The sequence below is a fragment of the Bacillus sp. MUM 116 genome, assembly GCF_001866655.1.
Lineage (GTDB): Bacteria > Bacillota > Bacilli > Bacillales > Cytobacillaceae > Neobacillus.
Window position 1 is genome coordinate 1 of record NZ_MLYR01000125.1, and the last position, 26,731, is coordinate 26,731.

26 protein-coding genes and 2 pseudogenes are annotated in these 26,731 nt (G+C 36.2%); 23 read left to right on the forward strand and 5 right to left on the reverse strand.

Annotated features, from left to right (window positions below):
* The 10 genes and pseudogenes from BIV60_RS24870 to BIV60_RS30640 form a co-directional block, all read left to right on the forward strand.
* Positions 1-714, forward strand: a 714-nt coding sequence (locus tag BIV60_RS24870) for a peroxidase family protein (protein WP_305728412.1), incomplete at its 5' end; no start/stop codon positions are given.
* Between the two features lie 332 nt (positions 715-1,046).
* Positions 1,047-1,478 (forward strand): Fur family transcriptional regulator, encoded by a 432-nt coding sequence (locus BIV60_RS24875; protein ID WP_256218542.1) that lies wholly within the window; start codon positions 1,047-1,049, stop codon positions 1,476-1,478.
* Positions 1,479-2,085: 607 nt separating this feature from the next.
* Entirely contained in the window at positions 2,086-2,349 is a 264-nt protein-coding gene (locus BIV60_RS24880; RefSeq protein ID WP_071358390.1) for an ArsR/SmtB family transcription factor, read from the forward strand.
* 79 nt (positions 2,350-2,428) lie between these two features.
* Positions 2,429-3,529 (forward strand): alkene reductase, encoded by a 1,101-nt coding sequence (locus BIV60_RS24885; protein WP_071358391.1) that lies wholly within the window; start codon positions 2,429-2,431, stop codon positions 3,527-3,529.
* A gap of 106 nt (positions 3,530-3,635) precedes the next feature.
* Positions 3,636-4,826, forward strand: coding sequence for an MFS transporter (locus BIV60_RS24890; protein WP_071358392.1), 1,191 nt, complete (start codon positions 3,636-3,638; stop codon positions 4,824-4,826).
* A gap of 527 nt (positions 4,827-5,353) precedes the next feature.
* Positions 5,354-5,740, forward strand: coding sequence for an MBL fold metallo-hydrolase (locus BIV60_RS24895; protein WP_071358393.1), 387 nt, complete (start codon positions 5,354-5,356; stop codon positions 5,738-5,740).
* Between the two features lie 229 nt (positions 5,741-5,969).
* On the forward strand, positions 5,970-6,617 hold the full coding sequence (sigH, locus tag BIV60_RS24900) for an RNA polymerase sporulation sigma factor SigH (RefSeq protein WP_071358394.1): 648 nt from the start codon (positions 5,970-5,972) through the stop codon (positions 6,615-6,617).
* A 259-nt stretch (positions 6,618-6,876) separates the two neighbouring features.
* Positions 6,877-7,332: pseudogene (locus BIV60_RS28795) on the forward strand (IS6 family transposase); the annotation flags it as partial.
* A gap of 200 nt (positions 7,333-7,532) precedes the next feature.
* Positions 7,533-7,661, forward strand: a complete 129-nt coding sequence (yhfH, locus tag BIV60_RS28800; protein WP_083402444.1) for a protein YhfH — start codon at positions 7,533-7,535, stop codon at positions 7,659-7,661.
* A 204-nt stretch (positions 7,662-7,865) separates the two neighbouring features.
* Entirely contained in the window at positions 7,866-7,997 is a 132-nt protein-coding gene (locus BIV60_RS30640) for a hypothetical protein (protein ID WP_256218543.1), read from the forward strand.
* Positions 7,998-8,661: 664 nt separating this feature from the next.
* Here the strand turns inward: BIV60_RS30640 and BIV60_RS24905 are convergent.
* Entirely contained in the window at positions 8,662-8,877 is a 216-nt protein-coding gene (locus BIV60_RS24905; RefSeq protein ID WP_071358395.1) for a hypothetical protein, read from the reverse strand.
* A gap of 497 nt (positions 8,878-9,374) precedes the next feature.
* Between BIV60_RS24905 and BIV60_RS24910 the strand changes: the two genes are divergently transcribed.
* The 9 genes from BIV60_RS24910 to BIV60_RS24950 all read left to right on the forward strand — a co-directional run bounded on the left by BIV60_RS24910 (position 9,375) and on the right by BIV60_RS24950 (position 20,409).
* Positions 9,375-11,009 carry a S53 family peptidase gene (locus BIV60_RS24910; RefSeq protein ID WP_071358396.1) on the forward strand — a complete coding sequence of 545 codons (1,635 nt, stop codon included), beginning with the start codon at positions 9,375-9,377 and terminating at the stop codon, positions 11,007-11,009.
* 733 nt (positions 11,010-11,742) lie between these two features.
* Positions 11,743-12,489, forward strand: a complete 747-nt coding sequence (locus tag BIV60_RS24915; protein ID WP_071358397.1) for an alpha/beta fold hydrolase — start codon at positions 11,743-11,745, stop codon at positions 12,487-12,489.
* A gap of 228 nt (positions 12,490-12,717) precedes the next feature.
* Complete coding sequence (locus BIV60_RS24920) at positions 12,718-13,638, forward strand: patatin-like phospholipase family protein (RefSeq protein WP_071358398.1); 921 nt, start codon at positions 12,718-12,720, stop codon at positions 13,636-13,638.
* A gap of 232 nt (positions 13,639-13,870) precedes the next feature.
* Complete coding sequence (locus BIV60_RS24925) at positions 13,871-14,401, forward strand: TetR/AcrR family transcriptional regulator (RefSeq protein ID WP_177177398.1); 531 nt, start codon at positions 13,871-13,873, stop codon at positions 14,399-14,401.
* 132 nt (positions 14,402-14,533) lie between these two features.
* A complete protein-coding gene (locus tag BIV60_RS24930; protein WP_071358399.1) occupies positions 14,534-14,902 on the forward strand; it encodes a DMT family transporter in 369 nt (122 codons plus the stop codon).
* Positions 14,903-15,506: 604 nt separating this feature from the next.
* Positions 15,507-16,634: an aromatic ring-hydroxylating oxygenase subunit alpha gene (locus BIV60_RS24935; protein ID WP_071358400.1), complete on the forward strand. Its 1,128-nt coding sequence runs from the start codon at positions 15,507-15,509 to the stop codon at positions 16,632-16,634.
* 63 nt (positions 16,635-16,697) lie between these two features.
* Entirely contained in the window at positions 16,698-18,155 is a 1,458-nt protein-coding gene (gene aldA, locus BIV60_RS24940; RefSeq protein ID WP_071358401.1) for an aldehyde dehydrogenase, read from the forward strand.
* A 315-nt stretch (positions 18,156-18,470) separates the two neighbouring features.
* Complete coding sequence (locus tag BIV60_RS24945) at positions 18,471-19,862, forward strand: APC family permease (protein WP_071358402.1); 1,392 nt, start codon at positions 18,471-18,473, stop codon at positions 19,860-19,862.
* A 337-nt stretch (positions 19,863-20,199) separates the two neighbouring features.
* Positions 20,200-20,409, forward strand: coding sequence for a hypothetical protein (locus BIV60_RS24950; protein WP_071358403.1), 210 nt, complete (start codon positions 20,200-20,202; stop codon positions 20,407-20,409).
* A gap of 144 nt (positions 20,410-20,553) precedes the next feature.
* On the opposite strand, the gene BIV60_RS28805 is transcribed toward BIV60_RS24950, so the two are convergent.
* Together BIV60_RS28805 and BIV60_RS28810 are read right to left on the reverse strand one after the other, a co-directional pair.
* The gene (locus tag BIV60_RS28805; RefSeq protein WP_083402446.1) at positions 20,554-20,643 is read right to left on the reverse strand and encodes a YjcZ family sporulation protein; all 90 of its coding nucleotides are present in this window, start codon (positions 20,641-20,643) and stop codon (positions 20,554-20,556) included.
* Positions 20,644-20,697: 54 nt separating this feature from the next.
* Positions 20,698-20,823 carry a YjcZ family sporulation protein gene (locus BIV60_RS28810; protein ID WP_083402447.1) on the reverse strand — a complete coding sequence of 42 codons (126 nt, stop codon included), beginning with the start codon at positions 20,821-20,823 and terminating at the stop codon, positions 20,698-20,700.
* Between the two features lie 587 nt (positions 20,824-21,410).
* Here BIV60_RS28810 and BIV60_RS28815 point away from each other — a divergent pair.
* The 4 genes and pseudogenes from BIV60_RS28815 to BIV60_RS31165 form a co-directional block, all read left to right on the forward strand.
* Positions 21,411-21,515: a YjcZ family sporulation protein gene (locus BIV60_RS28815; RefSeq protein ID WP_083402448.1), complete on the forward strand. Its 105-nt coding sequence runs from the start codon at positions 21,411-21,413 to the stop codon at positions 21,513-21,515.
* A 37-nt stretch (positions 21,516-21,552) separates the two neighbouring features.
* Positions 21,553-21,705, forward strand: a complete 153-nt coding sequence (locus tag BIV60_RS28820) for a YjcZ family sporulation protein (protein WP_083402449.1) — start codon at positions 21,553-21,555, stop codon at positions 21,703-21,705.
* 560 nt (positions 21,706-22,265) lie between these two features.
* Positions 22,266-22,448 (forward strand): transposase, encoded by a 183-nt coding sequence (tnpB, locus tag BIV60_RS28825; RefSeq protein ID WP_256218544.1) that lies wholly within the window; start codon positions 22,266-22,268, stop codon positions 22,446-22,448.
* 89 nt (positions 22,449-22,537) lie between these two features.
* Positions 22,538-23,136: pseudogene (locus BIV60_RS31165) on the forward strand (IS66 family transposase zinc-finger binding domain-containing protein); the annotation flags it as partial.
* 206 nt (positions 23,137-23,342) lie between these two features.
* Here the strand turns inward: BIV60_RS31165 and BIV60_RS24960 are convergent.
* Both BIV60_RS24960 and BIV60_RS24965 read right to left on the reverse strand, forming a co-directional pair.
* Positions 23,343-24,158 (reverse strand): divergent polysaccharide deacetylase family protein, encoded by an 816-nt coding sequence (locus tag BIV60_RS24960; RefSeq protein WP_083402451.1) that lies wholly within the window; start codon positions 24,156-24,158, stop codon positions 23,343-23,345.
* Between the two features lie 446 nt (positions 24,159-24,604).
* Positions 24,605-25,762 (reverse strand): serine hydrolase domain-containing protein, encoded by a 1,158-nt coding sequence (locus tag BIV60_RS24965; RefSeq protein ID WP_177177399.1) that lies wholly within the window; start codon positions 25,760-25,762, stop codon positions 24,605-24,607.
* Positions 25,763-26,731: the final 969 nt, after the last annotated feature.

Here is a 26,731-nt window from a genome sequence, read left to right on the forward strand (position 1 = left end):
CGTATCCGTCTTTCTCCACAAAAGGATTGGGAAGCGAATCAACCGGAACAACTTACAAAAGTGTTTACTGTATTAGAAGAAATTCAAAGTCATCTAGATAAAAAAGTCAGCCTTGCCGACTTGATTGTACTAGGCGGTAGTGCCGCAGTAGAAAAAGCTGCACAAGATGCAGGCTTTGAGGTCACTGTTCCTTTTGCTGCTGGACGTGGAGATGCAACACAAGAGCAAACGGATGTAGAAAACTTTGCAGTGTTAGAGCCTATCGCTGATGGTTTCCGCAATTATCAGAAGAAGCAGTATAGTGTAAGCGCAGAAGAGCTGCTTGTAGACAAGGCACAGCTGCTAAACCTTTCTGCACCAGAAATGACAGCACTTGTTGGTGGTATGCGTGTTCTAGGAACTACCTATGGTGGCACGCAACATGGAGTTTTCACTGATCGTGTAGGCACACTTACGAATGACTTCTTTGTTAACTTGCTTGACATGGCAGTAGAATGGAAGCCTGTAGACGGAGGCGTATATGAAGGACGTGATCGCAAGACAGGTGAAGCAGTACGTACAGCAACTAGAGTTGACCTAGTGTTTGGTTCAAACTCAGTTCTACGTTCCATTTCAGAAGTGTATGCTCAAGAAGATAACAAAGAGAAGTTTGTTCGTGACTTTATAGCTGCCTGGGTCAAGGTAATGAATGCAGATCGTTTCGACCTTAATTAATGACTACGTCTATTAAAGTAACAAAGCCCTATGAAAGTTGTATTATATCATCTCTGTTATCACCAAGAAGACCGACTACCTTTAGTCGGTCTCTATTTCGGTAAAAAATCAGCGCATGGCAATTAAATTCCCTAATTTCATCCATACCAAAAAAAAGAGATTCTAAAACACATAATAGTGCTGTTATCTAATTTGGATGACAGCATTCGTGTTTTATAAGGGTAATGATTTTGAATGTTATTCTCAATTTTAACGGTGCTCTCCCATTAAACTTATAATATTCTCTAACTTACAAACATGATGAATGAAAAAATACAAAGGAGATGTTGTAGATGATGAATATGAATCATCCACGGTTTCAACAAGGTTTTAAGGTATTAAAAGAAAATGGATTAAAGCTAACCACACCGAGATTAGCCATATTAGAGTATATGGCCACTTCTGATTCTCATCCGACGGTAGATGAAATCTGTAAAGATTTAAAGAAATTTTTGCCTAGTTTAACGCCAGCCACGATATATAGTAACTTAAAATGCTTTAAGAAATATAAACTTATAAATGAATTGTCCTTTGGGGAATTTGCTAGTCGCTTTGAATGGGCTACTGCCTTTCATTACCATGTTAGATGTAAAATTTGCGGAAATCTTGCAGACTTTTATTATCCTAAATTAATTCAAGTGGAAGAATTCGCTAAAATTAAATCGGGATTTGATGTAACTCATCACTTTTTTGAATTACAAGGAATTTGCCCTAAATGCATTTAAATGGTGTCTGAAAGTGAACTGTCCATTGTCAAGTAGACATTTAGTAAGGAAAAACATTATTGATATTTTTGAAAACGCTTCTTCAATAGTAAGCCCTCCACAAAGTGGGATCATCTTCTTTAGAAAGACATCTCGGAGAGGATTCGAACCTTCGATCTATAGATTAGGAAAATGCTGGTTAGCTTTTCGTTTCTCTCCACGTTTATCCAGTGCTTCTGCTGCTAATCTCGCCTTTTCTCTTGTTATATTAATGTAAAGTAAAGAAATATCAGAAGACCATTCTTCGTTGGGGAGAAACAAATCTTTTAATTGATCTTATTTCAGTCACAAGGTTGATAAAAAAACTCTAAAGACATAAATTGTATTCGAAAAGAAAAATATTGAAAATTATTGTTAAAAAAGATAATTAGACTAAAAGTCATTAAAATATAATTATTTTATTTAGTATCGAGCATCACGAAGTGAAAATGACAATCACATTCTTAAATTAAGAAAACAGCCTTTGAATTAAAAAATGGAAAAGCACTCTCTTGACAGAGCATCTCTGATTAAATACAATATTTCTAGAAATACTGAAATAGGAATTGCTGAAAGGAGGTTTTTAAAGGTGAATGATGATATTGCAGTAAAAGTCTATAAGGCATTAGGTGAATCGACTCGTTTACAAATCGTAAAATTACTTGCACAACAATCTGAGTTAGCTTGCCTGGAAATGGCAAATCAATTAAAAGTACCTGCCAATTCAACATTGACGCATCATTTAAAACCATTACTCGATTGCGGAATATTAGCAGTTCGCAGAGAGGGAACCTTCAGATATTACAGTTTACAACGAGAAGTCCTTGCACAATATGCTCCCGCTTTACTTTAATGTTAAAGCGGAATAATTTTAATTTTAATTTCAGTATTTATAGAAATACCGAATAAATGAAATGAACGGGGGAACATGTATGAGTCAAATTAGCAAAGAAACAAATTCTTGCGGAAATTTAAAAAATGGTTTAGAAAGTAAATTGTTTGAAGCGATAAAAATCGGAGCATGGAATTTACGCTCTCGTATCGCAATGGCACCGTTAACAAGATCCTTTGCAGATGATCAAACGGGGGTAGTAGGAGAGGATATTGTTGAATACTATCGAAAACGTGCTGCCGATGGAGTTGGTTTAATCATTTCAGAAGGAACGGTCATTAGTCCTCGTGGAAAAGGCTATCCTGGAATTCCAGGCATTTATTCAGACGAACAAATTAAGGGATGGAAAAAAGTAACGGATGCTGTTCATAAAGAGGGAGGAACAATGATCGCTCAAATATGGCATGTTGGTCGTTTATCTCATCACGAGCTTGCTGGAAATCTGCCTCCTCAAGCACCATCAGCTATTCCAGCTGAAGGCCTTGTCTCTCGTTTCCGTAAGCCATATGATGTTCCTGAAGAAATGACAATTGAAGATATTAATGAAGTAATCAATCAATATTCGCAAGCTGCGAAAAATGCAATAGCAGCAGGTTTTGACGGTGTGGAAATTCACGGTGCCCACGGATACTTAATTGACCAATTTAATTCAGATATTACAAATCATCGTACAGACGAATATGGTGGTGACCTTGCTCAAAGATTAACGTTCATGAAAGAAGTAATTAAAGCAGTTATCGACGCAATCGGTACAGAACGAACAATGATCCGATTCTCTGCTCATAAAGCAGATATACCAAATTACATGTGGGAAGATCCAGAAATGGCTATTCGTACCTTTGTTGAGGCATTGAAGGAAGCGGGTGCAACAATGATTCACCCATCTATTATGCAATTTGATCGAGTGCTTGCAGATGGAAAAACGATGCATCAATTAGTCCGAAAATACTGGGACGGTGTCATTATTGGGGTAGGTACATTAAACCCAGAAATGGCAAATCAGGCAATTGAAGAGGGAATAATTGATGTCGCTGCTTTCGGACGTCCATTAATTTCTAATCCTGATTTTATTCATCGTTTAAAAAATGGTGAAGAAGTGGAAGAATACGATGTAAAGAAGCATCTTAATACATTAATTTAAAGCACTAGAATAGAAAGAAGCTTAGATAGCTTCTTTCATTTTATATATTATTTCAGTATTTATAGAAACATAGAAATTAATAATGATATTGAGGAGAAAATTTCACATGTCAAATACAGTAAAGATTTATATTTTAGCATTGATAAGTTTTTTAGTTGGTACTTCACAATACATCATCTCAGGGATTTTGGATAAAATGGCAGATGCTCTAGGAGTGTCAATTGGAGCGGCTGGTCAATTAATTACAGTCTTTTCATTCGCCTATGCAATCGGTACACCTATATTAATGGTGTTAACGGCTAAAATGGAAAGACGTAAATTATTGATCTATACGTTATTCGTTTTTATTGTAGGAAATTTACTTTCAGTGATTGTTCCAGGGTATGGATTATTTATGATTGCTCGCATTATTATGGCTTTAAGTACAGGAGTAGCGGTCGTTACAGTTTTAAGTATCGCAGCAAAGATTGCGCCTGCGAATAAAAAGGCAAGTTCAATTGCAACAGTCGTCATGGGATTTACCGCATCATTAATCATTGGCGTTCCTATTGGACGTTTTATTACATCTACGTATGGCTGGAAATTTGTATTTATCGGTATCGCATTGTTAGTTTTACTTGTCATTTTTATTATTATAAATACAATACCAAAAATGAATGGTGATGCTTCAATCCCTTTAACGAGACAAATTGCTATGTTTAAAAAACCAAAAATTGCTTTAGCATTATCAATCACCTTCTTTTTAATGACAGGGTACGGGATTATTTTTACTTATTTATCTCCATTCCTTGTAAATACTGTAGGTATGAGTGATCATCTTTTAAGCATTACTTTACTTGTTCTTGGAGTTGCAAGCTTATTTGGTTCTAAACTAGGTGGCTTAAGTGCAGATAAAAGAGGCGTAATTTTCACATTAAAAAGAGGGTTACTTGTAAACGTAACATCTTTAGTCGTGCTTTCATTCATATCGCATTCCATTATTGCAGTATTTATTATATTGACAGTCTGGTCATTTGCGGGCTGGTCATCAGGTGCAACTCAGCAATATAATTTAGCAACGATATCACCTGAATCCTCAGATGTGTTGCTAGGTCTGAACCAATCGATGATGCAATTAGGTTTTGCGGTTGGTGCAGGTTTCGGTGGAGTAATTGTGGGGCAAATATCATTATCTTCAATTACATGGTTCAGTGCGTTAAGTATTGTGTTTGCAAGTATTACAACCTTTGGATTTTCATGTTTCTTAAATAATAAAAAGGTAGTCAACCAAGGTTTTACGGCACAAGAGCGAGCTTGATCAAATTGGAGCGGTATATGCACTTATCGAAAGAATCGTTAATAAACCAACATGAGAAGTACTCCGCATTAATTCAAAATGGCCTAAAGCCCCTCTCAATTGAGAGAGGCTTTAAACTGATGGGTTCGATTCCCACGCAGTCTCACCAAGCCAAATTCAGTGTTATCATGGGCTCCGACCGTATCTAAGCCTTTCATACATTTGTTTTGAACAGTGAGTTGAGAGTCACCAGTTTTTTTTCTGAGAGTTACATAGTACTAGTGCGACTGATTTTAGGTGTACTAGTGAGTCAAAATCCACCAAATTCTTTTTGAAAGGTGGATTTTTTTATGAAACCGATAAGGAAAACTTGTTTAATGGAGGGATTATTTCGTTATAAAGGTGAAAGATAGTTGACATTAAAAGGATTAAAAACACCTAATCCGATTTGAGCGCCAGGAATAATCTCACGGCAAAGCTGAACAGCTCTCGCGCTTGCAACAAATAGAAGATGATAGGACTGGAAGATTCTCCTTTCGGGCGATCACTTGACTAAAGAAACGATCCCTTATATTTCATATCATGGTTACGGAGATGAAAATCCATTAAGCAGCTACCTTGCAACATTGAAAAGGATAAAATTAATGAAAATTTCATTGGTGCTTCCAGGACATGGTCCCATTTTTACTGATGTTCAAGAGCGGATTACTGAGCTTCTACATCACTATGAAGAACGGATAGGCTTTGTACTAGAGCATATAACTGGAGAAATGAATGCATACGAAGTATCACAATCATTATTTCCAGTAGATTCAAGTGTATTTGACCAATGGATTGCGATTGGAGAAACCAATGCCTATCTACGTTATCTAGCTTCAATAGGTGAAATAAGTGTATATAAAAAAGGGAAACAATTTAAATATGTAAGAATGTAAAGTTATTTTAGGTTAAAAGTTCAAAACTAGCACTATTTGTTTAGCAAAATCAAAAAAATATTTCCATAAATTGGGGGTGGTGCAACAATAAGAGTTTTCACATTTTGTCGTAATTCGTCTATCGATTATAACGAATCTCCATTTATAAAAGAAGTAGTTTAAGTTATTATTATTTAATAACGCTTTCATTAAAATAACAACTGCTTCTGGGCAAAAAAGGGGGATAAGAATGGCGATATGTGTTGACGGGATTCAAGTAAACAATGAGCTTGAAGATGAGATATTAATAGATAATATACATAACGGAGATAGTGAATCGTTAGAACGATTAATCTTTAAATATAAGAACTTTGTGCGTTCAAGGTCAAGTAAATATTTTTTGATAGGTGGAGACAGAGAAGATATTGTGCAAGAAGGAATGATTGGATTGTACAAAGCAATTAGGGATTACCAAAAAGGAAAAATGTCCTCATTTCTTTCATTTGCTGATATGTGCATCAAAAGACAAATGATTACTGCTGTTAAACACGCTACCAGACAAAAGCAAAAACCTCTAAATTCTTATCTTTCTTTAGACAAGCCTGTATATGAGGAAGATGGTTCTGTTACATTTATGGACTTGATTCCTGGTACTAGTAATAGCGATCCTATGTCGTTGGTGTTAAATAAAGAAAAAGATTGTGAATTTAAATTAAAGTTAACTAAGTTATTGAGTGAACTAGAAAGAAAAGTGTTATCCCTTTATTTAGACGGACAATCGTATGTAGAAATGTCGGAAGAGTTAAATACACATGTAAAATCCGTAGATAATGCTTTACAAAGAGTGAAAAGAAAAATAGAACGTGCCATAGATATAAATTCGTTCGTAAATGTTTAGCACATAAAAATTATAAGATTATTGATTGGGCATGAAGTGAAAACAAAAGTTATTGTACCCTATTTTGAATCGAAAAAAATTCTTGTTTGGATTTCATGTCCGTGATCGTTTCGTAGTTTCTCATTGGTTGCATGTCCTTTATTTCATCCTTTCTAGTATTATGAAATTAGTTGGAACCAAGGAAAGGGATTTTATCACCGTCAAAGACGGCCTCTAAATATTCAAAATGAAAAAATTCTTCCTGATTGGGATCATCATTGAGACGTATGTGAAAGTCAAAGGTCAATGGATGTACCTATATCGTGCCGTTGATTCATAAGGAAATACGATTGATTTTATTTAAGTAAATCAAGTGATACCAAAGCAGCCAAGCGCTTAAAAAAAGCCTTGGCTGTTTATCATTCTACAACACCACGTGTCGTAACGGTTTATAAAAATCCAGCGTATCTTTTAGCTATTGAACAGTTAAAAGAGGAAAAGCTGATGCCTGATCGAGTCAAAATCAGGCGAAAACGGTATCCTAACAATATAGTGGAACAAGATCATCGTTCATTAAGAAACGTGTGCGTTCTATGTTGGGATTTAAGTCGTATGAAACAGCCACTTCTATATTGAGTGCCATTGAAGCGATGCATATGATGAAAAAACACAACAAGTGAAGTCTGTCCAAAATGAAGTCAAATTTATACATAAGTTGTTTGGAATCGCATCATAAACTGTCATTGAACAGGTCATTTAGGTTCTATGTCTCTATCAAATGATTTTTGCACCAGAACCATCTTTTTGACTATCTTCAATCAAATAATTCACACCTAGTAAACTTAAAAATAATTATATAACAGTTGTTGACTCTTGAAATCTGTTATAATACAATAAATCTAACAAATATATCCACTATATCAGGAGGTCATGAAAATGTTAACTTTAGAATTCTACCGTAACTTACCGGAAAAAGTATGTCGTGAATGTGGAGACATCATTGAGGAACAACACGAATCTTATTTATATGAGTGTGAAAGATGCATCGGAAATCATGAAGCCTAAGGTAACGAATATGAATAATCGTGCTATATGATTGCCCTGTTCCTTTTTCACAACTATAGGTCAGATAGCAGGGGTGGCTATCACGGTATACAGCGTAGGTGGGGCTCATACCAAGAACAGGGCATGAAGATAGTGCAAAAACTAGCTTCCTATGAATAATCTTTCAAAAAGTCACAGGTACAGAACGAAAGGAGAACAAGTAAAATGGGAATGTATGAACAAGCCTATAGCAGGTATATGGAGAAATGTGAGGAATTTGGAATTAAGGGCATTGATTTTATTGAGTTTATTCGGAACTTAACGACAGAACAAATTCAAATTATAGTAAGTAACTAATCAGACTGGAACATAGTATCCTCTTATTAGTTTAGTCTATTTAACTAACGCCTACATTCCGTAGGTTCGTTCCATTTACGTCAGGCCGACGTACCAAACGAGTCGAAAATCTTAAAGACCTAGGGCTTCTCGTACAAACCTAGCCAACGGTATCACGTTAGATCGCTTTATACGGACCTATTAATTTCCTTCTTTGTTCTCTTAATTGTAATCGTTTGCTCATAAGGGCGGTCAAGGGTGTTACACTAGCGCTACGCAAACTTTGTGAACTTTTTTAAGAAGGGCGCTTAAAAAACTTCACAAACTTCAAGCCCATTGACAGCCCTATTCGCAAAGATTCGGAGAGGTAAAACAAAAAAGGAGTGATAGAGAATGGAAACAAGTTTTCATGGGTTGAAGGTAGCAAATTCAAGCAAGGGATATTATGTAGGTAGATATTTTCAGGAAGACGAAGCCATCACACAATTTGTCCGGTCTAACGGATGATTTCAGCAACAAACCAGAAGCTGTCGAGTGGATCGAATCCATGATGGAAGAAGTTGCAGAAAGGAAAGAGGGGTAGCTCCCTCTTTTTGTTTTTTACTTTGGCTCTGTTAAATAATATTGTTGATTTTTAATATTTACAAAGGACTTCAGTATTTAGAAGTTCTTTGTACTCCATAAATTACATACCTAAAACGGAAATGAACTTAGTTGAAACACTTTGTTCCTTTATCCACGATTGAAAGTCGGTAATCATCGAGATAAGCTGCTTTAGGTTTGTATCATAGTTTTCCATAAATTCTTCCTCGGAATAAGCGAACGTAAACCCTATAACATCCTTCAGTAAATGAGGATTAGGATTATCAGATAGATATTGTTTCATTTTTTCTAATTCCATAATAATGAACATCCAAGTTTCAACTATTATAGAACAACAGTTCGTTTTATTCAAATATCAACATAATCGTTTAACATAGTCAAAATTAAAAAAAGAGCCAATCGGCCGATTCATCTTTGCCATTACTACCATGAAAACAGGGGTACTAATATCAAGGAAAATCTTAAAACGGATTGTAATCCACAAAGACCTAAACAGAACATTCGTTTGGGTCTTTCTGCATAGTTCGATTCTAGGGAAAACCCACTATAATCTTTTATCAATTGCAGAAATTTCTGACCTTCTTCCCCCTCTAAACTCTATATAGAAGATGAAGGGAGGTGCTAGATTTGTAACATGGATACTAACAAATTCAGTGCTGACAAGGCTTCGGGCCACAATACGCGAAACTTCAATATGACCTTACACCATTTTTATAAAAAGAAAACTTTCGTACCTTACATGGAATGTTTTAACATCTTATAATAATACTCTAACAAAGATAAGGAGGATGAAACATGGAAAAAGAAAATCACCTGCTTAACAACCAGGAGCCTTACGTACAGATTCCCGGAAGTGATAGAAAACTGCTACCCGATGCCGTAAAATCAACTCCCATCCATCCTGATGAAGAAATATCTGCAACCTTGCTTGTCCGCCGTCCGCCAGTTACCAGTTTCTTAGAGAAAAAAAGCACTTCGCCGTTAACACCGATACAGCATCTCAGCCATGAACAATTTATTGCGGCTCATGGTGCCGACCAAGAGGATTTAAACAAAGTGGAAGAATTCGCTGCAAACAATGGACTTTCCATTAAAGAAGTGAATGTTGCCGCCGGTACTTTATTGCTTGCCGGTCCTGCATCAGCATTTAATAAAGCCTTTAAAGTACAGCTTGCCATCTACGAACATCAAAACTTTACTTATCGGGGCCGTACCGGGCCGGTCCATATCCCACAAGATCTCTCCGATATTGTCGAAGCGGTTATTGGATTGGACAACCGTCCGCAGTTGCGGCCGCATTTTCGGATTTTGGAGGAAAAGAGTGAACCACATAGAAATCAAGCTGCTACTAATTCCTTTACTCCTGATCAAATAGCAAGCCTGTATCATTTTCCACAGAATATTAATGTCAGTAACCAATGTATCGCGATTATTGAATTAGGCGGAGGCTATCACCCTGATGAAATGAAACAATATTTTTCATCCCTCGGAGTAGTCCAACCCATCTTAACAGACGTGTTAGTGAATGAAGCAGCCAATCAGCCGACAGGAGATCCAAACGGCCCGGATGGTGAAGTGGCATTGGACATTGAGGTAGCAGGTGCGGTTGCCCCCGGCGTGAAACTTGCCGTTTACTTCGCGCCAAACACAGATGCAGGTTTCCTTAACGCCATTACAACGGCGATTCACGATACGATAAATAAACCTTCTGTTATTTCGATTAGCTGGGGTGCCCCGGAAAATCAATGGACAAGCCAGGCAATGCAAGCGATGGACCGCGCCTTTCAGGATGCCGCCGCTCTCGGTGTCACCATCTGCTGTGCCGCTGGTGACCGCGGTTCAGCAGATGGCGTGACTGATGGGACTGTTCATGTAGATTTCCCTGCTTCTAGCCCTCATGTTCTTGGATGTGGAGGAACAAAGCTTCTTGGCTCCGGACAAACTATTACGCGAGAGGTTGTGTGGAACGAAGGACCTGACAGCAGTACTGGAGGAGGGGTAAGTGACGTATTTACTCTGCCTTCCTGGCAGACAGCTGCTCATGTTCCTCTTTCGGCAGACCCTCAAAGAAATAAAGGCCGTGGGGTACCTGATGTTGCCGGAGTCGCTGATCCGGCTACTGGTTATCAGGTTTTCGTTGACGGTCAGCAAGCTGTGTTTGGCGGAACAAGTGCAGTGGCTCCACTTTGGGCAGGGTTGATTGCATTAATTAATCAGCAACTCGGCCATCCGGTAGGATTTTTGAATCCATCCCTTTATAACCTACCGGCCAGCAGTAAAGCGTTTCATGATATTACAACCGGAAACAATGTATCCAGTAATGAACCAGGCGCCTATAAGGCAAAAAAAGGCTGGGATCCTGTGTCTGGGCTGGGAAGCCCAAACGGAATAAACTTGCTAAATGCACTTAAGGGTTTGCAAAACACCTAAACAACTATATATAAGAAGAAGGCCATGTCCCGGACATGGCTTCTTGTTTTCTAATCATGAGCAAGTTTATTCCTGCTTAATGCAACAGGTGGTTTTTTCATTAAATGGGTATTCTTTTTTCATTTAATAATACTATGGTCCAAGTTTCCCAAAGTTGGGTTACTGTATCCACCTTCGAAAACTCAACTGGAAATGATTCTCAGCTCTTTTCCAACGCTTATATTGAAAGGCACGTGCATACTCGCCAAATCCAACGGATATCAAGGTGCTTGTTCTAAACTTTTTGAATTAAACCATTTAGGTCCTTGCGAAGTTGTTTGACAAGGATATCTGCAAATTCATATCTCCCGTTCCCATGAAGACAACAGAAAGAGAAAAGGTGAGAGGTGGATTTTTCACTTTAAATGATAATGAAAAACACTTTATAACTCTAAATGTTAAATGACAATAACGATGTTACATTTAGAATAAAGTTGTTTAAAAACTATAGTCATGCTATACCACAATAGGGCTATTAAATGGAGTAAGCTATTTGAATTAAAGAAGTTGATAGTTGAACAAAATGAGGAATTATCTAAAAATTCAGTGCGTTTTTACTTTATTGTGGTAAAATATGTAATACGTTTAATTAGGGGAGGGGGGAGGTGAAAACTTAATTTCCATTTTTATTTTTTTGTTAATCTTCCCAAGGAGTTCATAAAAATAATAAATTGTAATGGGTGGAGTGATTTCAATGGATTTGTATTATGAAGTTAATGGTAATGGTCATCCTGTGGTTCTCCTCACTGGTGGTGCTGATGTACGGAACTGGAAATTTGTCGCATGTCTTTTAGAGAAACACTACAAGGTCGTAGCTTTTGACGGTCGAGGGACTGGGAAATCACCGTCCCCTTTAGAAGATGTCAACTATGTTGAAGATTTGCTGTCTCTGCTTGATCATCTAGAAATCAATCAGGCGACACTTATCGGTCACTCAATGGGTGGCCAAATTGCCACTGAATTCGCACTGAACTATCCTGAAAGGGTTTCAAAACTTGTTTTGCTTGCGCCCGGATTATCTGGGTTTAGCTATTCAAAGGAATTTGAAGAGAACATAAAGAAGATTCATGAAGCTGCCCCTGATATCGATAAGATGGTTGAGCTTTTACTTAGTGATCCGTCGTATCGTGTTGTAACGGTGAGTCCTCACCGGAATTTGATGGTTCAAATGCTCCAGCACCATATGAACCGAATGTTTGAATGGCCGGCTGTTAAATTGATTTGGCCGCAACCACCGGCGATCGAAAGATTAGGAGAATTGACGCCCAAAACATTATTGATAATCGGTAAGGAGGATTCACCCGATAACCTTCGTGTTGCCAATTACTTTCGAAAGCACTCAAACGCTCGAATCATAGAATTTCCAGGTGCTGACCATATGGTCAATCTTACCCATCCCGAGGAGCTGTGTCATCAAATTACTGGTTTTATGAAGGAATGAAAAGTTTACTATGCTTAGGCCGCCAGAAAATCATTCGACAATTTTTGTAACTTATCTAACTTATAAAACGGGCGATAATATTGACAGTTTAATTAATGGGCGCACTTATTAAAGAACACGACTTTTTCGTGTAAATAGCCAGATTGTAGAATAGGAGATTGCAAATTTTGAATTTATTCTAAATTTTATCCTAGCATTTAATATTATTTATCGCGAGGTGGTAAAAATTTGAAGGCAGATGCTGTTTTTGAAGGTGGTGGAGTTAGAGGAATTGCTTTTATTGGAGCGATTCAAGCAATGGAAGAAGAAAAAGTAGAATGGCAAAGATTGGCTGGAACATCAGCGGGAGCATTAATAGCTGCTCTTTTGGCAAGCGGATACAAAAGCTATGAAATTAGAGATCGTGTGAGTGAACTCGATTTTTCAAAGTTTCGAGGTAAGACCTTCATCAATCGAATTCCCATTATCGGTATCTTTTTAGAACTTATGATTCATCTTGGAATTTATAAAAACGATTACTTGGAAACATGGGTGGATTCACTTCTTTCAGAAAAAGGCATTAAGACATTTGCTGACCTTCCAGTTGGAAAATTGAAGATTATTGCTTCTGATGTTTCGAATGGCCAAATGCTAATTTTTCCAGATGATTTGAATCGCTATGGGATGGCTCCTGCTGATTTAAAAGTTTCAACTGCTGTTATGATGAGTGCCTCTATGCCATTTTTCTTCCGTCCAGTTATTTGGAAATCAAAAGACCGTAACAAATCCTACATTTTAGATGGTGGTTTACTTAGTAACTTCCCAATATGGATATTTGATGTGGACCACCCTCGATTTCCAACGTTTGGATTCCATTTTGTGAAAGATAAAGTTAACATAGATCCAGTTATACCAACGCCGATCCACCTTCTCAAAAATATTTTTAAAACGATGCTTCAAGCCCATGATTTACGATATATGAACGAAGAAACGATTGAACGTACGATTCAAATTCCGACTGGTGACATCAACGCAACTGATTTTGAACTGAATGAGGATGAAATCGATTTTCTCTATAAGTCAGGATATACTTCCACAAAAGAATTTTTATCGAAGTGGGATTTTGAACAATATAAGGTCAAAAGAATGCAAAGAGTAAAGGATAAATAGATGAAAGAAAACTCCATTCTATAAAGAATGACGTTCAGGCTGTCAAGAAATCCAATCAAATCTCCTTCTGAAGTGAACACATAAAATTGGACACCTAAAAATCACCTAGACAACCTGTCCACTGTACTCTACAAGGGACAGGTTGTCTGTCAATGCTTCCTAAGAGTCGAAAATTTTCAAAATATTGCCTAGAAACCGTCCGGATGGTATACTTATTATAGGAGGGATAAATTTGAAAAAGAAGGCTTTGAATGAGGAATTATTGGATGCTGCATCACGTGTTATTAATACAAAGGGTTTTTCACATTTTTCATTAGCAAATGTTGCGGAAGAGGCAGGCGTTAGTAAAGGTGGTCTTCTCCATCATTTTCCTAATAAGAGAGCACTGATTCAAGGGCAACTTAATTCTGTTCTTGAAAAATATTCAAGAAGTTTAGAAGAAAAATCTGCTTTAGATTCAAATCCAGGTCATACGCTTAGAGCTTATATAGATGTATCCCTTAAAGATCCCGAACAAATGGAAGCTGGGTTATTAGCTGCAATTGCTACAGATCCAGAATTGCTAAAACCTGTACAGGATCACTATTTAATATGGCAAAAACGAGTAGAGGAAGATGGATTAGACCCTGTATTGGCAACTATTATAAGACTTGCCATCGATGGATTATGGTTTTGTGATATGTTTGGATTAGCACCTCTTGATAATGATTTTCGTGAAAAAGTGTTGGATAAATTATATTCTTTAACTAGAAACAACGAATGACTGTTATCATATTATAAAAAACTTATTTTGATTTAAGGAAATTCCTTTATGATGGTTTTGAAGGACTATAAAATACCATTTTAAAGGATTTTTATTTTAAATCAATCATCTACTTTTCTGGAGAGTGATAAAATGGGATGGATTTATCTTATTTTGGGTATTATTGCAGAGGTATTAGGATCAACATCGATGAAAATTTCGGAAGGATTTACAAAGTTAATCCCGTCCATCTTGATCTTTGTTTTTTATGGACTAAGTCTGATCCTAGTTACCATATCACTCAAAACCATTGAAGTAGGTATAGCTTATGCTGTATGGGCAGGATTAGGTGTAGCTATCATTACATGTATATCAATATTTTTGTTTCATGAATCGTTTTCTCTAATTAAAGTTATTTCTATTTTATTGATTATTGCTGGTGTAATCGGGCTAAATCTTAGTGGAGAGACAGGTAAGTCCCAAACACAATCACATCAAGTTAAAATGGAGAAGGACGCATAGATGTTTTCTATCAAAGCCGGTATTTGAATAATCAAATACCGGCTTTAACTTTGTAACGATAATTATTAAAATTCAGTTATTGCGAAAATAAGGGGTGAATGCTATTAATCCTAAACAGTCTGGAGATTGGAAGGTATAGACAAGATAGAAAAAGTACGAATCATAATAATAAAAATAAATGAAATGGAAACGCTCGAAGTCGATGATCGAGCTGTTAATTTTGGCTTTGTTATGTCAATCGGCCCAATTAAGGAATGGGGATTAGAAATGGAATGAGGAAACATTATTGTTAACTTTAAAGGAGAGACAAATATTCGAAGAATTTATTGTGGGAGAGATATTGTAGCCTATCCAGATAAGGTTAATAATCGAGGGGCCGACTGCTGTAAACAAAGCAAAAACTTATATAGATCCAGCTTCAAAATTATAACCTATTCATAGTTATTATATGAAATTTTAATCTTTGTAGATATCAATACACGAATTAATTCTGAAAATTTTATCTATTAATACTATTGAAAAAGTGTTTATCTGATGTTATGATGATTTTGCAGACCGTCCGGACTGTCTTTTTATAATTAATTGTTTAAGGGGGAAATAAAACATGTTAAAAACAACTGCGCCTTTTCCACATAGGTTTCATGAGGATCCAGAACAATCCTATGCTTTAACGGCACCATATTACACTAGTCCTGAAATTTTTGAAATGGAGAAAGAAGCAATATTCTTTAAAAATTGGCTTTTTGTTTGTCACAAAGAAAAGTTAATAGAATCAGGCTCCTACGTTACTTTTTCCATTCTTGATCAAGAGATTTTTATTACTAGAACAAAAGAAAACGAATTAAAAGCTTTTTATAATGTGTGTCCTCATCGCGGTCACCAATTAGTTGAAGGAGAAGGTAAAAAGTCTATCATTACTTGCCCTTATCACTCATGGACATTCCGTCTGGACGGTCAACTTAATAAGGCGCGAGGACAAGAAAAGGTAAAAAATTTTGATGCTAGTGAGCATTGCTTAACACAAGTAAGAGTAGAAGAATATGCAAACTTAATTTTTATTAATATGGATATGAGTGCAAAGCCGGTACACGTTGTTTATGACGGTCTAGAAGAAGATCTTCGTCGCTTTGTTCCAGATCTAGATAAATTGACGTTTGCTCATCGGATAAAATTTGAGGTGAAAGCAAACTGGAAAGTTGTTGTTGATAACTTCTTAGAGTGTAACCATTGTAGTACTACTCATCCAGCATTATGCGAATTAATTGATTTAAAGAATTATAAATCACATATTTACGAAAATTACTCTTCACACATTTCGCCCATGGGTAAGCCAAATAGTAATGCCCCTTACAAGATTGACCAAAATGGCGGAAATCAAAACTTTTATGCCTATTGGTTATGGCCAATGACCATGTTTAACGCAAATCCAGGTGAAACCGCTCTACAAATATTCCATATCGTTCCTACAGGACCTGACACAACTACGGAGTACTTTGATTTCTATTTCTTAGATAAAGAACCTACAGAAGAGGGATGGGCAGGCATTAATTTTATGGAAAAAACGCTGAATCCAGAAGATATTGAAATTTGCGAAAAGGTACAAAAGGGTCTTAAATCAAAGGGATATCCTGGTGGAAGATTAATAGTGGACGAAGATCGGACAGGAGATTTTAGTGAGCATGCTGTTCATCATTTCCAAAGCCTCGTACTCAAATCTTTGAATGCGCTTTAATTTTAAGAAACGTAAGTTCCTGCAATTTTAAAAAAATAATTTAAGTTGAGGAGAGAAGTTAGTATGCGGATTGCGACCACAAAATATCAGATGTTCATTGATGGGGAATTTGTTGATTCCAGTTCAAATGAAACTTCACAAGTGATTAATCCAGCAACGGAAGAGGTAATTTCGGAGGTTCCTAAAGGCACTTTAGCCGATGTCCGCCAGGCGATTGATGCTGCTGCCAGGGCTCAGAAACAGTGGGCGAAATGTCCAGCGATTGAAAGAGCACAGTATTTAAGAGCTATTTCAAAGGGCATTCGTGAAAATGCTAACATGTTAGCTAGGGTTATATCAGAAGAAATGGGGAAAACGCTTGCCCTTGCTGAGGTTGAGGTTAACTTTACGGCAGACTATATTGAATATACGGCTGAATGGGCTAGACGTTATGAAGGTGAAATCGTCCAAAGTGACCGTCCAAACGAAAATATCTTTGTATTTAAGCAACCGATTGGGGTTGTTGCGGGAATTCTTCCTTGGAACTTTCCGTTTTTCCTGATTGCCCGTAAAGCGGCACCTGCTTTACTAACAGGAAATACGATTGTCCTTAAACCAAGTGCAGAATCACCGAATAATGCACTTGAATTTGCAAAGATTGTTGAAAAGGCTGGATTGCCAAAGGGAGTTATTAATTTCGTTACCGGAAGTGGAAGTTTGATTGGGAATGAACTTGCCTCAAATTCAAAAGTTGGTTTGGTGAGTTTAACAGGCAGTTATAATGCCGGTGCTGCAGTCATGCGTGCAGCGGCTGAAAATATCACAAAAGTATCTCTAGAGCTAGGCGGAAAAGCACCAGCCATTGTTATGGCGGATGCTGACCTTGATCTTGCTGTAAAGTCAATTGTGGCTTCCCGTGTCATAAATACAGGACAGGTGTGCAACTGTGCTGAGAGAGTGTATGTCCATGAAGATATAGCTGATGTGTTTTATGAAAAAATTACCGAAGCGATGAATCAAACAAAATTTGGCAATCCATTAGTTCATTCAGATATTGATATGGGTCCGCTAGTAAATAAGAGCTCGCTAGAAGCAGTCGAGAATCATGTAAAAGATGCCATTGCTGCAGGAGCAGAGTTGTTAACCGGTGGTAAGCGTTCTGGAGAAGTTGGTTATTATTATGAGCCAACCGTACTTATTAACACAACGAACGATATGAGAATTATGCAGGAAGAAATTTTTGGTCCGGTTTTACCTATTGCGACCTTTAAGGATTTAGATGAGGCTATCGACCTTGCGAATGATTGTGAATATGGGTTAACCTCTTCCATTTACACTCAGAACCTAGACGTTGCGATGCGTGCAAGTAACGAATTGCAATTTGGCGAAACCTATATTAATAGAGAAAATTTTGAAGCGATTCAGGGATTCCATGCAGGATGGAAGAAATCCGGTATCGGCGGTGCAGATGGAAAACATGGTTTAGAGGAGTATCTACAGACACATGTCGTTTATCTCCAATACAATCAGAATAGGAAATAGAGAAGGGGTAACTTTAGTACGATCACAATAAGAAATAGAGAACCCTTACCAGGTTCTTTATTTCATCATAACTGTTTCGATACCTTCTGGGTAATTTTTGATAATTTTAAAATCGCCTTAGTACTTTTATGCATTTTCAGACTAGAAAATTTTTGTTTTTATTTTTAGTAGAAAGACAGAGGATTAAGAAAATTTAAGAGGGATAATGATTTCCTCTCAAAAGAATCCTATATCAATAATATATTTGGATATTCATAAGACAGTAAACATGTACATTTAGAGGAATCCTTAATAATAAATGGAGGAATTTATGGGATGGAAACAAAAAGTGGCGAATTAAAAAGGACATTGGGTTTTTTTGGGGTGTTTGCACTTGGTTTATCTCTTATGGTACCAACTACGGTTTTTCTTACATTTGGGACTGCATCAATAAATACAAACGGCCATGTCCCTTCAGTTTTTATATTAGCTACCATGGGTATTTTGTTTACAGTGTTCAGTTATTGTCATATGATAAAAAAATTTCCAAGAGCAGGTTCTGCTTACACCTATGTTCAGCAAATCTTTAATCCAAATTTAGGTTTTTTGGTAGGATGGGCCGCATTGTTTGATTATCTCTTTTTTCCTGTTGTTTATGTTTTATCAATTACACTTTACGCTGAAGCATTTTTTCCGGGAGTTCCAGCATGGATATGGGTTGTAGGATCTATGTTGTTTACGACGCTAGCAAATTTATTTAATGTTAAAGTTGCTGTCTCCTTTAGCACTTTACTTGTTCTACTACAGTTAATTATCTCAGCCATTTTTGTTGTTTTATTAATTAAATTCCAATTTAATGTTGGATCTGCTCACATTTTCTCTTTGACTCCTTTTATTTCGAAGAACTTGACAATACCTGTGATATTTTCTGGTGCGGTTGTTCTTTTTTATTCATTTATTGGAATAGATGAAATTAGTATGTTAGCGGAGGAAACTCACAAACCTACGAAAACGCTTCCAAGAGCTATGGTAGGAGTAGTTGTTTTCATAGGTGTTATGTATACAATTGTCTCTTATTTTATGCAGGTAGTTTTTCCTAACGTCGGTATTTTTTCTAATCCAGATGTAGAAATTGCTCAAAAAATTGGAGGACTGCTATTTGTCTCAGTCTTTATAGGAATAGTTATTATTAGCGTTCTTGTAGGGGGGATATCTGCACAAATGGGGGTTACTCGATTATTGTATGCGATGGGCAGAGATAATGTTTTGCCTACAAAAATATTTGGATATATCAGTCCTAAATCGGGTATCCCAGTTTATAATATTTTAATTACTGGTGTTCTTGGTTTAATCTCGATATTTTTAACATATGAGCAAGCTGTTTCTATCATTAGTTTTGGTGCTTACGTTGCGTTTACTTTTGTTAACGTATGCGTAATAAAGCATTACATTATACAGGAGAAGATGAGGTCTATAAAAGCTTTTATTATGTATCTTATTTTTCCGTTAATTGGGATATCTTTTATTGTGCTTATGTGGTTTAATCTAAACAAAATGGCTTTAATTACGGGAGTTACATGGAGTTTTATTGGATGCATTTTCCTGACCTTTATTACCAAAGGATTTAAAAAGCCGGCACCAACTCTTGTTTTCGATCAGGCTCATCAGGAACAAACCGACTTAAATTACAATAATTCAATACAAGAGGAAAATGTTACAGTAAACTAGGGTTTTTTCATTTAGAAAATAGCTCCTTTAGTGATACCACGCAAAAAGCTTAACTTACCGACTCATCCGTCCTTTAGATAGGGAATCAATAGATTTTAACAAAAAGTATCAAACATAAGAATATGGTCGATGACTAAAAATCACCTTTTGTTCGATATTTTTGGGCTAGAAAGAGGTAGTGCCCCCTTTTTTATGGATTCAGAAGCAAAACTGAATGTAACATAAAGGATATTAAGCTTGAAAAATGTATAAACTTTTTCAAACTTGCAAATTTTAATTATTGTTGAGTTTTTATTTTCAATTCCAAACAAAATTCATATACCTAGGAGGTATTTTCATGACACAACAAAACCAACAGCAACAACAGATGCAACAGGCTGTTCAATCTGCTCAACAAGCACAACAATCTGCTCAACAAGCGCAACAAGCTGTTCAATCTGCTCAAGCAAGTACAAACACACAACAAATTCAACAAGCTCAACAACAAGTCCAGCAAGCTCAACAAGCCCAAGCTACAGCTAAATCGCAACAAAACAATTTACAATAGAACGGAAAAAAGGATCTTCCACCGAAGATCCTTTTATGATATTTAATCTGTCTCGTTTAAATATCACGAATGAAAGAGGACATCGAATACCTAGAACGGATTAAGGGAGTTAACTTCTCCGGTTACGTTCAATCCATCTTATTATTAATAGAACATAAATGATGCACCAACAATGATAAGAAGGATGAACAATACTACGATTAACGCAAAACCAGAAGTAGCTCCGTCACTCATGTTTAAACACCTCCAGCATTAATGATTCTTTTCGCTAGAACTTGTATTGGTTTATTAATAAACAAAAGAAGCACCAACAATAATTAAAAGGATAAATAGTACAACGATTAAAACAAATGTACTGCCTCCGCCGAACCCACCGTAGCCAAACCCACCGTAGCCAAATCCTCCAAAGCACATATTGATCACCACCTGTTAGAATGTCCGAAATAAATCTTTCACTATGTATCATATTTCATAAGACAAGAATTGCTTGGACACACATCATATTGATAAGGCAAAATATACGACATGCCTAAAAATGCAAAGAAACATCTGCTTTAGGCAAACGTTCTTTATATCCGTAAAGGTAATGTAATATGTCTGGCTAACGATGGTGTAATAATAATATATGTACAAGATTATGAAATGGAATGGACAAGGGCTGATTTATAACGAATTCGAATTCATTCTTGGTCTGTTCTAAAAAATTCCTCCAAATAAGGCTTAACCGATTGGGTACTCAAGTTAGACTGATGCATAGTCTAGAGTGTAGCCGAAAAGCCATAGTCTTACTTAGCACATAGACTTGTCAAAGACAGTCTCAATCACCAAAAGCCCCTAGTAGGGCTTTTTTGTATTTATTAATCCTTTCGACTTAATAAAAGACTACACTTAAGCATGGAAAAGGGAGACAGCCTAAGAGAGGGTTTAATTGCAGAAAGTGCCCATCCCCTTTTTGATATTTTACATATTTTATAGGTGACAGCTGAAAGGAGGTTGTGTATATGTCTGATGGTGTAGGTTTCGCAGGTGGTGGCTTTGCCTTACTCGTTGTTTTGTTTATCCTTCTTATTATTATTGGAGCGTCCTTTGTTGGTGGTTTTGTTTAAAAAATAACCTATTCCTTATTGAAAGGAGGTTGTGTATATGGATGGTTTTGGCTATGGTGGTTTTGGTGGTTGTGGTTGCCCCGGATTTGGCTATGGAGGTGTCGGGTTTGGCGCCGGTTTTGGTGGCTTTGCCTTAATCGTAGTTTTGTTTATCTTATTAATTATTATCGGTGCAGTAGTGTGGTACTAATTTAAATTCTCGAAAAAAGTCTTATAAAAAAGTCTTATAAAAAAGTCTTATAAAAAAGGCTTTTTTCTTTTTGCTTAAATTGTTAAATGCTTATATGGAGAAAAAAGTAAATTAGGCAAGCCCTGCCATAAAGTCTAATTAGGCATATGTTGTATAAACCAAAGCCATCTGCTGCACCTCAGGTTGTGTTCTGCCTCCTTTTTGAAGAAGAAAAGTTCGGGATTTTCTTCTTCTTACATAAAATAAAAATATAGTTTTATTTCGTCTTGGGAATTGGCCGAAGAAAATAAACAGCTCTTAGAAGAAAATAAAAAAGCCTTCTTACAGCTGTTGAATGTTTAATCATCGAAGATATGGATAAGGATAAAATCCTTAATCTTATTCAAAAGTACAATAAATAAGCAAAAAACGCAGGTTTTTAAATTAGCCTGCGTTTTTTTTGCTATTTTAGGTTTAGCTTGAATACACCATTAGTGGATTTTACTTTTAACGGCGCTGAATAATTTTGTTTCTCTTTCAGTTTCAGAGACCTTATAAACTAAAGACCGATATAAATATGTTTGTATTTCGATGGTGATGGCTTCGCCATGCTTTATAAACGTTTGGATAACGGTAAACTGAAATGGCCTAAAAATGAAAATGAAGTATGCAATCTTTCACAACAGGAGCTTCGCTGGCTCCTTGAAGGGTTATCCATCCAACAGCCAAAAGCAATGCAACCATCATCAAAAGGTGTGTTCTAAATTCGTTAAGCCACTAATTATATCTTTATTCCGCACTTCGAACTAGTTATAATAAGAAGAATGGAATCGATCGAAAAGTTGTGAATGATGTGGCGAACGCTTCTTCTACAAATGAAAATCAATACGAGAAATTAATTCGGCTGCTCGAAGAGCAATTGGCTCATTCGAATCAACAAAACAAAGATTTATCGAAACAGATCGAAGCGTTAACCGAGCAAGTGCGCCATTTAACTAAGCTTTTATATGGATCAAAACAGAGAAATCGAAATATAACGCACTGGACGGACAAGTATCATTATTTGATAATGACCCGTCTTTTAGCGAAACTGAGCACACAGTAGAACAAAGCCAACAGACTATTTCTTATACTGTTGTTCGAACTATTCAAAAGAGAAAACCAAATGATTCATTACGTGATGATATAGAAGTAAAAGCAATTCACTATTATCTAGAAAATACGCTATGTGACTGTTGTCAAGAACAAATGATTGAGATTGGCAGTACAATCGTACGGGAAGAAGCAGAATTTATTCCTGCAAAAATGAAAAAAGTTCAAAACATTGAACACGCTCTTGAATGTATAAATTGCAAAGGTGATGCATCTCAAAAAGCGCAAATTAAACGCGGTAAAGCACCGCAGCCACCTATTCAACGTAGCATGGCAAATCCTAGCGTACTTGCCGCTATCTTTTGTCAAACCTGGTGATAAGTTAGAAGAAGAAGTGACAAATATAAGATAGATTTTTTACGAAGTGGTTTAGGTAATGCCATTAAAGGGCGAATTTCTGGAGTAACGAAAAAAGTCCAATTTCTCAATTTTATACTGAGAAATTGGACTTTTTAATATTGTAAATTCCTTAACGTTTTAAATTCGCATTTTCCTGACGCACCCTTTTAGGGATAATGATTTGTCCTAGCATGATGTGCATTTGGCGGAAACCCATTAGGAAATGTTACTGGAAAAAGCTGAGAGACTGGGACAATCTTTATGTTTCGTTTTTTAAATTCCTCTAACGATTCAAAAACTCCAATTGAACATACTTTTCCGGTTACTCCAACATGGCCGATGGCAATGCCCTGGCCATTAAATTCGGTTACTCTTGCTAGCTGGATCATTTGTTTTCTTACATAGGATGACGAAGAAATATTATCAAGGAATACATCCCTTTTTAACAATGGTACACCTAGCTCCTTTGCGATTTCTGGAAATTTCGTTCTTGGACTTGTTCCACTGTCAATAATAAATAGGTTTCTTTCCTTTGCTACTTCTACAATCGTCCGGACGATATTTTCGTTTTCCACTGCAAGTGAGCCCATATGGTTGTTGATCCCCACCGCATATGGTACGTTATTAATTGCTTCCTCGACCCGTTGCCTTACTTCTTTAAGGGGCAAATCGACTAGTATAGGTTTTGGTCCCAGCCAAGATCTTTTTCCTCTTTTTGGTTCCATCGGCAAATGTACCATTACTTCAATACCATTTTTATGGGCCCATTCAGCATGTTCTTTCGATGTTGGGGTGAACGGCATTACAGCTGCGGTGATGGGAATATTCCCCTCTAAAAAATCCCTCACACCACCTGTACCACCTCCAAAATCATCAATTATAATCGCTGCCTTCAGTTCTTTTTTTTTATTGTTTTCAGCTCTAGCTGTAATTTGAAACGAAAAAAATAGGAAAGGGATAAGAATTAAAACAAACTTTTTCATATTGACCCCCAAAAATAATCAGATAAATTTAACTTGCCCTTTTTGGGGGAGAAACATTCTTTTTATTACAAAAATGCCGATTCCGCACCAGACTTATATCAAAAATTTGGATACAAGGTTGTTGGTATAGGAGATGATTACCCAAAAGGATTCCAACAGTATTATTTGCAAAGAAAGTACTATGAATATTTATCTTTGGGATATACAAAAATTATGCATTTCTATTCCATTATCGGGCAAGATTGTTCAGAAATAAGTAAAAATGCTATACATATTAAACTTGACTAATATGTATAGCATTTTATTTTTTATGACTTTTTCCAATTTAGGTCTTGATAAGTGTACTTTTTGAACAGGTTTACAGTTAAGATTTTTATAGTTTTAAATAGGCTATAGCTACAAAAAATAAGACTAACTCACTAGTAACTTTTTACTGAAAACAGATATTAATTTCGAAAAATATTAAAAATCTGATTATTCACAACGCCTAATGATTTTACACCGTTTTGTATATTGGAAAATAACACAACAAATTTTTTTCCACTTCTGCTAAAGCTATTCAAGCTGTTGAATCCCGGCAGTACACCGTGATCCGAATAGCTTCCAGGATCCCTATACATACCAAAAGCATAATTTTCTTTAAATGGGGTGAAAAACAGCTGTAAACTGCTTTTTGAGAACAATTCTCCATTATAAAGAGCTTTATCAAACAAATACATATCATATGGAGTAGTATAAATATCCCCGCAGCCAAACAGCTCAGACATATCAGGAAGAGATGGTGAAATCATTGAATTATCCTTTAACTTATATCCCTTTGAGATATAAGGTTCATGGTAAAATTCATCACCGAACCCAGTATGTTTCATACCTGCTTTATTAAAAATATGTTCCTTAACATAAACATCGAGCGGTTCTTTTGTTACTTTTTCTAAAATGTACGCAAGTATGGAATAGTTAGAATCACTGTAATTCCATTTTGTCCCCGGTGGAAATTTCAAATGACCTTGTCCAATTTTCTTGATTAAATCTCCATGGGAAATTTCCTGCTTGGTTTCCAAGTGTTCCGGTATACCAGAAGTGTGAGTTAATAAATGAAATAGCTTAATTTGATTTCCATTTGGAAAATCAGAGATATATTTTGATAAATAATCATTTATATTTAACTTCCCTAGTTCTTGTAGCTGCATGATTGAGGCAGATATAAAAACTTTTGTAATGGAACCTATATAGAATACGGTTTTCGAATTATTTGGGACTTTCTTTTCAAAGTCTGCATAACCGTATCCTTTATTTATCAAAACCTTATTATCTTTAACAACCAACGCAGTTCCGTTAAAGTTTAAACTTTTTAAATAGCTGTCAATAGTAGGGTCGTGGTTAACATCTACTACCTCATTTGTTACAGTTTTTTTCAAAACGAGATTTACATTTTTAGATTTATGCTTTCTAATTTTGTTAGAATCACTTTTAGTATCATTTAATGAATGGAAGAAGAAAATAGTAATAGTAATGATAATTGCTGCTGAAAAAAATAATAAAATGGACCGTTTAAAAATTCGTATAAACTTCCTTTTAAGTTTCCTTTTATTTGTACGATTCAAGGAATCCGTCCGAAATTTCACCATATTTTTTTATCCTTTCTGTAAAAAATTTAATTTAAAAAGGAACCTAAATAAATAATCCATTAAATTTGTTAGGTAAGCAATAGTTAATTCTTTCTGAGTATTGATTTATAGTAACAAACAAAGGCCACTGGCATTTTTGGTACCAAATATAGGGAGCAGACCATATAAATCCCGAGCATTATATACATTTTATGTGAATGATCTGACGGACTACAGCATTAACCCTGTGATTATGCCTAATCAAAGCCTGATAAAACATGGAATAAAATGCTCCAAAGGAAAATAGGGGGCCTTATAAACAAGGATTACTATAGCATTCCTGAGATTAGTCGCTTGTTTCTTTTACCTACTGGACCCTTTCTTGAAAAGTATCATATTCCTCATATTGATAATCTGGAAATCGAAGTTGATAAATCCCTAACTACTGGAGGTCTTTATTTAGGTAACGTCAACGTTAAAAAGAAACGACTCAAAGTTTATCAGGCAACAGATAACCACGACATTCTTTGCGGTATTTGATGAACCGCACCAATTCTTAAAATCAGCAAGAACATGGAAGTCGGCCGCAGTCGAAAGCCGGAAATGGAGATTAGGCTATGTTTGGCTATTTCACTCTTGGGAGCAGATTCCTAAAGACTTATCGGAAATCATCAAAGCTGCTGGACCTCATTACACTATCTACAACAGTAGTAAGAAAACCTTTAAAGATTTATTAGAAGAAATCTCTCCCTACACTGTTGAGGACGGATTGAAGCTCAAAAGGGACCATGCGATTAATGTCTTAAGTGCTGGAAATGAAATTCAAAAACCGTTTATTTGTGAAATGGCACCACCAATCAGGGCTTTCCTAATTTTCTTTTTACTCCATATGAGCATTTAACAATTTAAGCAAAAAGAAAAAAGCCTTTTTATAAGACTTTTTTCGAGATTTTATATTAGTAAAAA

What these genes read in the sequence shown, in the direction of transcription:
- BIV60_RS24935 (WP_071358400.1), top strand. Translation starts at nt 15,507, where the DNA reads ATGTTAAAAACAACTGCGCCTTTTCCACATAGGTTTCATGAGGATCCA.
- BIV60_RS24950 (WP_071358403.1), top strand. Translation starts at nt 20,200, where the DNA reads ATGACACAACAAAACCAACAGCAACAACAGATGCAACAGGCTGTTCAA.
- BIV60_RS24915 (WP_071358397.1), top strand. Translation starts at nt 11,743, where the DNA reads ATGGATTTGTATTATGAAGTTAATGGTAATGGTCATCCTGTGGTTCTC.
- BIV60_RS24930 (WP_071358399.1), top strand. Translation starts at nt 14,534, where the DNA reads ATGGGATGGATTTATCTTATTTTGGGTATTATTGCAGAGGTATTAGGA.
- BIV60_RS24905 (WP_071358395.1), bottom strand. Translation starts at nt 8,877, where the DNA reads ATGGAATTAGAAAAAATGAAACAATATCTATCTGATAATCCTAATCCT.
- BIV60_RS24885 (WP_071358391.1), top strand. Translation starts at nt 2,429, where the DNA reads ATGAGTCAAATTAGCAAAGAAACAAATTCTTGCGGAAATTTAAAAAAT.
- BIV60_RS24910 (WP_071358396.1), top strand. Translation starts at nt 9,375, where the DNA reads ATGGAAAAAGAAAATCACCTGCTTAACAACCAGGAGCCTTACGTACAG.
- BIV60_RS24960 (WP_083402451.1), bottom strand. Translation starts at nt 24,158, where the DNA reads ATGAAAAAGTTTGTTTTAATTCTTATCCCTTTCCTATTTTTTTCGTTT.
- BIV60_RS24875 (WP_256218542.1), top strand. Translation starts at nt 1,047, where the DNA reads ATGATGAATATGAATCATCCACGGTTTCAACAAGGTTTTAAGGTATTA.
- yhfH (WP_083402444.1), top strand. Translation starts at nt 7,533, where the DNA reads ATGTTAACTTTAGAATTCTACCGTAACTTACCGGAAAAAGTATGTCGT.
- BIV60_RS28815 (WP_083402448.1), top strand. Translation starts at nt 21,411, where the DNA reads ATGTCTGATGGTGTAGGTTTCGCAGGTGGTGGCTTTGCCTTACTCGTT.
- BIV60_RS28820 (WP_083402449.1), top strand. Translation starts at nt 21,553, where the DNA reads ATGGATGGTTTTGGCTATGGTGGTTTTGGTGGTTGTGGTTGCCCCGGA.
- BIV60_RS28805 (WP_083402446.1), bottom strand. Translation starts at nt 20,643, where the DNA reads ATGAGTGACGGAGCTACTTCTGGTTTTGCGTTAATCGTAGTATTGTTC.
- BIV60_RS28810 (WP_083402447.1), bottom strand. Translation starts at nt 20,823, where the DNA reads ATGTGCTTTGGAGGATTTGGCTACGGTGGGTTTGGCTACGGTGGGTTC.
- BIV60_RS30640 (WP_256218543.1), top strand. Translation starts at nt 7,866, where the DNA reads ATGGGAATGTATGAACAAGCCTATAGCAGGTATATGGAGAAATGTGAG.
- aldA (WP_071358401.1), top strand. Translation starts at nt 16,698, where the DNA reads ATGCGGATTGCGACCACAAAATATCAGATGTTCATTGATGGGGAATTT.
- sigH (WP_071358394.1), top strand. Translation starts at nt 5,970, where the DNA reads ATGGCGATATGTGTTGACGGGATTCAAGTAAACAATGAGCTTGAAGAT.
- BIV60_RS24890 (WP_071358392.1), top strand. Translation starts at nt 3,636, where the DNA reads ATGTCAAATACAGTAAAGATTTATATTTTAGCATTGATAAGTTTTTTA.
- BIV60_RS24945 (WP_071358402.1), top strand. Translation starts at nt 18,471, where the DNA reads ATGGAAACAAAAAGTGGCGAATTAAAAAGGACATTGGGTTTTTTTGGG.